This is a genomic window from Psychromonas sp., from assembly GCF_983033635.1.
Genome location: NZ_CEZLMY010000141.1, coordinates 1,593 through 9,111 on the forward strand (window position 1 = coordinate 1,593; position 7,519 = coordinate 9,111).

At 39.1% G+C, this 7,519-nt stretch carries 7 protein-coding genes; 4 read left to right on the forward strand and 3 right to left on the reverse strand.

Annotation, left to right across the window (positions count from 1 at the left end; genetic code table 11):
- The 3 genes from AC4GME_RS14625 to AC4GME_RS14635 form a co-directional block, all read right to left on the reverse strand.
- Positions 1-475 (reverse strand): hypothetical protein (locus AC4GME_RS14625; protein WP_490379649.1); only part of this gene is annotated, 475 nt, incomplete at its 3' end.
- A 34-nt stretch (positions 476-509) separates the two neighbouring features.
- Entirely contained in the window at positions 510-1,757 is a 1,248-nt protein-coding gene (locus tag AC4GME_RS14630) for an HD-GYP domain-containing protein (protein ID WP_490378427.1), read from the reverse strand.
- 1,105 nt (positions 1,758-2,862) lie between these two features.
- Positions 2,863-3,759, reverse strand: coding sequence for a LysR family transcriptional regulator (locus tag AC4GME_RS14635; protein ID WP_490377648.1), 897 nt, complete (start codon positions 3,757-3,759; stop codon positions 2,863-2,865).
- Between the two features lie 100 nt (positions 3,760-3,859).
- On the opposite strand from AC4GME_RS14635, the gene AC4GME_RS14640 reads away from it, so the two are divergent.
- The 4 genes from AC4GME_RS14640 (at position 3,860) to AC4GME_RS14655 (ending at position 7,330) form a co-directional block, all read left to right on the forward strand.
- On the forward strand, positions 3,860-4,468 hold the full coding sequence (locus AC4GME_RS14640) for a short chain dehydrogenase (protein ID WP_490377647.1): 609 nt from the start codon (positions 3,860-3,862) through the stop codon (positions 4,466-4,468).
- Positions 4,469-4,517: 49 nt separating this feature from the next.
- Entirely contained in the window at positions 4,518-5,420 is a 903-nt protein-coding gene (locus tag AC4GME_RS14645) for an MBL fold metallo-hydrolase (protein WP_490377646.1), read from the forward strand.
- Positions 5,421-5,527: 107 nt separating this feature from the next.
- Entirely contained in the window at positions 5,528-6,364 is an 837-nt protein-coding gene (locus AC4GME_RS14650; protein WP_490377645.1) for an MBL fold metallo-hydrolase, read from the forward strand.
- A 159-nt stretch (positions 6,365-6,523) separates the two neighbouring features.
- Complete coding sequence (locus AC4GME_RS14655; protein ID WP_490377644.1) at positions 6,524-7,330, forward strand: protein-ADP-ribose hydrolase; 807 nt, start codon at positions 6,524-6,526, stop codon at positions 7,328-7,330.
- Positions 7,331-7,519 lie beyond the last annotated feature (189 nt).

Sequence of the window (7,519 nt, forward strand, 5' to 3'; positions counted from 1 at the left end):
TTAATCCATCAAATAAAGCCTGCTTTTTAAGTTTCTCTTCTGAAATTTCACGCTTGCCAACTTCATCGTGTAAACGTTCATTGATATTTTCTAGTTCTTTAGTGCGTTTTTGCACACGCTCATCAAGCTGAGCATTTAAGGATTTGAGTTCTTTTTGTGTTTGCTCAAGCTTTATGACACTAGGAAGCCACTGGTAAAAGCCAATTGACACTAATAATAGGCCAAATAACGTTCCAACCACCTTCTCCAGGAACGCTTCAGTTTCAGTATCACCAATGACTACAAGATGATTCAATTGTGGAAAATTATCCGTAATATCGATCAACATACCGAAAAAAAACAGGGCAAAGCCAATTAGAATAAATTTAGAACCTGGTAACTGAAGAGCACGTTTAATCCCCATGTTATAAGTTAATACCCAAAGGATGATGCCAGCAAATAAGGCACCAACAGATTCCATTAAAATATCACTCACAACTCATCCTCTGTAATATAATTTTTTGTGGATTTCACTTATACCCACCCCAAACCTTTTGCAGTTGTTCTTGTAAAAGATTATATGTATTTGAAGGCAATACAGCGATTATTTTATAATTTTGATGACTGCTCTCCCTTTCTATTCGGGTAAGTTCTAACGAACCATCAGGTTTCATTAAAGTCAGCACTATCGGTGTTTGTATGTTTTTAGTCCTTTTGACGACAACGCCGATTTCGTTGTTTTTAAGCTTGACCAGAGTGCCCGGAGGGTAGACTCCTATCGCCTTTATAAAAAGATCTACCGTATTGGAATTAAATAATTTATTACGCTCAGCATAGAGTAATTTAAGTGCCTTGTTGCCTGTTCTTTTATTTCGAAATAATGTCTGTTTTAACATTGCAGAATAAGCATCAGCGATTGCCGTTATTTCCGTTGTCATAGGTATTTCGTCACCATTGAGAGAATCAGGGTAACCAGAGCCATCAAATCGTTCATGATGGTGGCGTACTGCCCTTAGCCAGATTGGATCGTTAATCCCTGCTTTTAACAATAGCTTTTCACTTTTTATCGGAAGATACTTTATGATTTCCCGTTGTTTATCTGTTAATGGTTCTGCTTGCATGGCTAGTTCATTTTGAGTGTCAATAAAACCGACATCACATGTAAATGCTCCACAGATCATTGATAAGCGTACTGTTTCACCTAAGCCGGCCTGTTTGCCCACCAGCTCACAAATTACCGCCCGTTTAAGGGGGGTAATCAAATTGCAATCAGGCCCCTGATCCTGATGAAGTACACCTAACAATCTATCCGGGTGTGCGCTGCATTGATATTGAATGGTTAATGCCAATGATTTTATTGAAAACTTAAACTCTATGGGATTATTATTATCGAGTAATTTAAATGCGCAGCATAATCTGTCAAGGATCTCCTTTTTTATTTCAAAAAGATTGTAATCCTTAGGGTTTGAGCTGAGACCGGAGATTCGAATGTTATCATTCTGATAACTATTCCTGATCTCTACCTCTATCTCTCTTATCGTTCTTTCGGCTTCTGCTTTGTGTGACAGGTTTGTTTTTTGATTATTATGTACAGGTTCTTGAGCATCCACATAACCATTTTTTTGCAATGTTAATAGTTGCCTGTCGGATACTACACTTAGCCCTTTTTTTAGAAGTAGCTTGCCACTTAGGCTATAAATGGAGTTTTTTACAGGCTGCCCGATTTTAATGTGTGCATTATCTGCTTTTTGATATCTATTACTATTAACAAGAGTCATTTCTAATTCCGTTTGTAATATGGGTGACCTAAATATAGTAACACAAGCAAACGCAAGAGATCAAAAGTGAACGAAAGTAGAAAGGGGCCAGTTACTTTCATTTTGTGAATATTTAACCAGGCATGTGTCACTGGTACGTCAAGAAAATCCATAAACCAATGATATCGCCTAATTAATCCGGGTAGATGGCGGACTAAAGCAACACAGGTAACAACATCTTATATTACCGAAATGCCACCAAGTATAATTACCTCAAAAGGCATGGAAACACAGGTTGCCGTATTATAAAAATGGAAGGAGCGGATAACGTAGGACTAATTAGAAGGTTTGCTTTGCACCTATCAAGCTTCCATCCAAGTAAAATCAGTATAAGAAGAAAGCTGAAATAAGGACAAAGTATGCGTTTGTCCCGTTTATATTGAAAATGTTTAATTTATTAAGCGTATGTTTTTGGGGAGGACCATAGTTGGTTATGCTGTTTTGTTTCTTGATAATAGGATTCTAAATGTGCTGATAAATTTTAGGGTGATACAGCAGATACAAAAAAGCCAGCTTGAGTATAGGAAGAATAAAAACCCTTTACCCAAAAAAATATTGATTTGAACAGGATGTTTTATCTCATTATGCTCCGATTGCGACAAAACCTTATCAGAATTTGTTATTCTCCTTCGTAAATATCCGTATTTTATGTCTGTTTCTACCCGATTGGCAGGGCCAACGCAGCGTTGACTCTGCCGCTCGTTTCATACAAAGGCATTTTCGTTTATTAGCCATCAAACAAACACAGTTGAGGCAGAGCCCTATCTTTAGATAAAAAATCCGCTGCTGCTACTTACTTTTTCATTAAAGTGAGAGTGGACTTTTTCGATAACAACTGGATCTTCAATACTGGCAATTACCTTTTTCGTGCCACCGCATTTCAGGGGCCTGTGGCGAAACATGCTCCCCGAGAACAGTTTGATCATTCTTAAAAAAACCGCTCTCTAATTCCCGAAAGCAAGCCATAGAAATCAAATTAAAGCACGACATTAGAGTAAATAATCTATCTCGCTATTGACACAACGCTCGCTTTCTCCCAAAACCGAGCGTAAAGACTTCTCTATCTTTATATCAAATATAACTGACTAGATCCCAACCATTCTTTTACCGCCAAATTAAACGTTACCAGCTTTCTCGGCGTTATTCGTCTTTGGGCATATAGTAAACTTAGCTTATGTGTTTTTACTGCCCAATTAGGAAGAAGATGAATTAGTTCCCCGCTTTTTAGCGATTCCTCTACCTGATAGTAAGGTAGACTGGCGATCCCTAAGCCTTGCTCAGCCAGCGATAAGATAGAACTATATGTATTTGAACGTAGAGTTCCACCTACTTCAATTTGATATTTTTTATCACCATTTACCAGCTCAAGTTGATTCCAGCGTTCGTTCTGTCCATTTAAGATAAAAGCACAATGATGCAGATCTTTAATTGATTGAATCTCATTATGCCGGGCAAAGTCTTTGCTGCAAACCAGTACATTTCTAATAAAGCCGAGCTCTTTACCAACGACATCATTCGGTAACTCTTCATATGCCCGAAAAGCGACATCGCAGTCACCAGATGCTATTTCTCTTTTGATAGGGCCAAAATCAAGAATAAGGTTTATTTGCGGGTGTTGGCGCAGAAATGATGGAATAACATGGCGGCAAAGTGCTCGCCCAAACTCAAACGGGGCACTAACTTTTAAATCTCCAGAGAACTCTTGAGTAATATCCTTTACCCGTATTTCCGCTTCCGAAGCTAAAAGTTGGATTTGTTTGGCTTTGGTAAATAATTCTTCTCCAACTTCTGTTAGCGCTATACGCCGAGTAGTTCGATGAAACAATTTGGAATTTAACGCTTTTTCAAGATTACATACATGACGAGAAACTAACCCTTTGGATACATCAAGTACGTCCGCCGCCTTTGTGAAACTGCCTTCTTCTGCGACGGCTAGAAAAGTCTGTAAATAGGTAAGGTTCATCGATTGACTCCATTATGTAAACAATGCGTTCTTTTTATGCGGTTTTTAACAAGATAGTAACTGTATATGATACAAACATTGAAAACAACAGGAGCAAAAAATGAAAATATTAATCATAGGTGCATCAGGCACAATCGGAAGTCAAGTTGTAAAAGCATTAGAAACTGCGCATGAGGTAATTAAAGCAAACTACAGCAGTGGTGACGTTCAAATTGATATCACCAATGCCGCATCAATTAATTCAGTCTTTGAATCTATTGGTAAGGTCGATGCCATTGTCTGTGCTACGGGCAATATCGCGTTTAATTCATTTTCTGAACTATCTCGTGAAGAATGGGATGTTGGTATTAATAGTCGTTTGATGGGACAAGTTAACTTAACGCAAATTGGCAGTAAGTATCTGCATGATGGAGGAAGCATAACATTAACAAGCGGCATTATCGCTGACTATCCAATTGCATATGGCGCTAGTGCAGCCACATTAAATGGAGCAATAGAGCATTTTGCCAAAGCCGTTTCGGTAGAGCTGCCTAAAAATATACGTATCAATGTTGTTAGTCCAACAGTCGTTACTGAATCATTAGACACCTATGGCGATTATTTCCCAGGATTTAATTCAATTAATGCCGAAGACTTAGCGAAATATTATGTTCGCTCAGTATTAGGAGTCGAAACAGGGCAAACATTTAAGGCGTTTGCAGGTAACTAATTCAAACCGGTTAATTAGACATAAATATTTAAATTATAAGGATATTACAATGAAAAAAATTATTGCACCAATTATCTTTGCAGCCATGGCTTTCTTAGGCACCCCTTTGATATCTCATGCATCTAATGCTGTTACTGTCGATATTTTTGAAGGCGAAACAGCAACAGTCAATTCATATATATTTTCAAATGGTGAATCGTTAGTTGTTATGGATGTTCAACGCTCAACAGCCGAAGCGAAAAAGCTGGCCAAGGTCATCAAGGATAAAGGGCTTCCTTTAAGCCATATTCTAATCTCTCATGGTCACCCAGATCACTATACAGGCATGAGCTGGCTGTCAAAAGCGTTTCCAGAAGCTGTAATCGTGGTGGCTAATGAAGAGATTAAAAAAGATATTCTTGGTTTTTCGACTTGGATGGAAAGTGTCGGCTGGTTAGATGCCGAGCCTTTACTTAAACCAAAATCTGCAAAAAATCCTAATGGCTTCGATTACCTTAAAAATATCAGTGTTCTTCCAACAAATAAGCTAACGATGAATGGCGGCGGTGAGCTAAAGCTTAATACTCACTATTCTCCAGCAGAAGCAGAGCATTTAACAACAGTATTTGTTGATGATTTAAATGGACTTTTTTCATCTGATCTAACTTATAACAAGGTACATTTATGGATGGGCCAAGGCGTAACCAAACAGCACGTGGCTAATTGGAGAGCGCAGTTGAAGGAATTTAAGTCTGAATACAGCAAGCGCAACCCAAGAGTATACCCTGGACATGGTAAACCTGCTGATATCACCTTGTTTGACACATTGGTGGAGTATATTGATGACTTTAACCACATTACATCAACGGCTAAGTCTAAAGAACAAGCGATGAAGAAAATGGAAGCGCTCTACCCAGAGTATAAAGAAGCCGGCTTTTTACTGAAATATAGTGTTGATAATCATATGAAGTAATTACCAGCAAGATAACCTTTAAATACTACTTGTGCTTTAAGCTTTTGAGCAAAAGCCAAGTAGTTAATCAATAAAATCTACCATCAATGTAAGTAAGGATACTTCGAATGATTAATATTGAACGTTATGAAGGCACCGAAGCCAATGTAAACAGTTATATTCTGTCCGACGATGAAAATGCTATTGTTGTTGACGCGCTTCGAAACAGTGCAGAAGCAGAAAGTCTTGCCGATCATATTGAGAAAAACGGTAAAAAGCTAAACTGCATTTTTATTACACATGGACATGCTGATCACTATATGGGTCTGGGGGTTTTACATCGCCGTTTTCCTAATGTACCAGTTAAGGTAGCAACGTCAGCTATTAAAGATGACCTTATTGGATTTTCACAGTGGATGGAATCTGTCGGCTGGCTGGAAGATGAGCCACAGATGAAAGTAAAAACAACCGAAAACCCTTCGGGATTTGACTACGCTAATTTAGTGAGTGTTATTGATGAGCCATTTTTAAAACTTCCTTTGGAGGCTAACCGCATTCATGTTCATGCCGACTACCCTGGGAATGAATGTGGGCATATGACAACATTGACAATACCTGAGCAAAAAGCATTTCTTGCTTCCGATTTATTATACGACAAGGTGCACGCCTGGTGCGGACCAGGTACTGACAGGCAGGAAATAGGTCAGTGGATTGACATTTTAAACGAAATATTAGAAATGAAAGATATTGATAAATGGACCTTTTATGCTGGACACGGTCAGAGCGGAGACCAAACGCTGGTAACAAATATGAAAGGCTATCTGCAGCAGTTCCTTAAGATAACTGAATCTGAAAAAACTCAGCAAGGTGCGATGGATAGATTAACAGCCGCTTTTCCTGGTTTTGCTCAAGATGACTTCTTGCTTGTGCACAGTGTTAATTACCACGTAAAGGAAACCGCTTAATAACAATTCGCCTAAATTGGTTTTATAGGCAGGCGCGATTAACTGCATTGTTATAGTTTTCGCAATGCCAATGGGGAAGTAGAAAGTCTATCTCCCCAAATCCTTGCAATGTTTCTTATCAGAGCGCTTAACAAATAATAATGCTTGAAGGTATATTCTATGTCGCAACATCAACATACAGCTCAATACATTACTGAGCAGTTACTAACAGCACTGCAGCCCTATGCACAAAAGTTAATGAGTAAGTCCCCCAAAGATGAACTGCAAAAAAGGCAGCTATTAAGAGCTGCTTTAAATACCCTTCCTCCCTTTACCTTGAGTGAGGACGAAATTGCGCTGCTAGATGACTTATTACAGCAAGAGCTAGCAGTAAAATCAGTGACCACTATTGATACGCTGCCTACGCTAGTACACTTTGGGAACGCGAACATAAAACTTTGGCAGGGTGACATAACACTACTTGCGGCTGATGTAATTGTTAACGCGGCTAATAAAGAACTGCAAGGATGTTTTCAGCCGCTGCACAGTTGTATTGATAACGCCATCCACTCTGCTTCAGGTGTCAGGCTGCGAGATGACTGCGCCACAATTATCAAGGCTCAACGACAATTCGAAGAAACTGCTAAAGCTAAAATAACTAACGGCTACAATTTACCCTGCCAATATGTACTTCATACAGTCGGCCCTATAGTGCAGGGGAATGTGACTGATCAACATCAAAAGTTACTGCTGTTATGTTATGAAAATTGTTTAGCATTAGCCAGTCAAACTCCAGGTATTAAAAGCATTGTTTTTTGTTGTATCTCTACGGGGGTTTTTGGTTATCCACAGGAGTCTGCCGCTCAGACTGCTGTTAGGGCAGTTCAGCAATGGCTGCTAAACAATCCAACCTCCAACATTGATACCGTCATTTTTAATACTTTTAAGCCCGAAGATACTCGTTTGTATCAGCAGCTTTTACAATAAGAGAATGCAAATGGACGATAAAATCATTTCCAACAGCCAAGCGTTATTGCAAGAGTGTGACGCTGTTTTAATCGGTGCCGGCTCCGGCCTGTCAACTGCGGCAGGCATTGAGTATGGCGGCCAACGATTTCAGCGGCATTTTCCCGACTATATTGCTAAATATGGTATGACTGATATGTACTCGGCTGG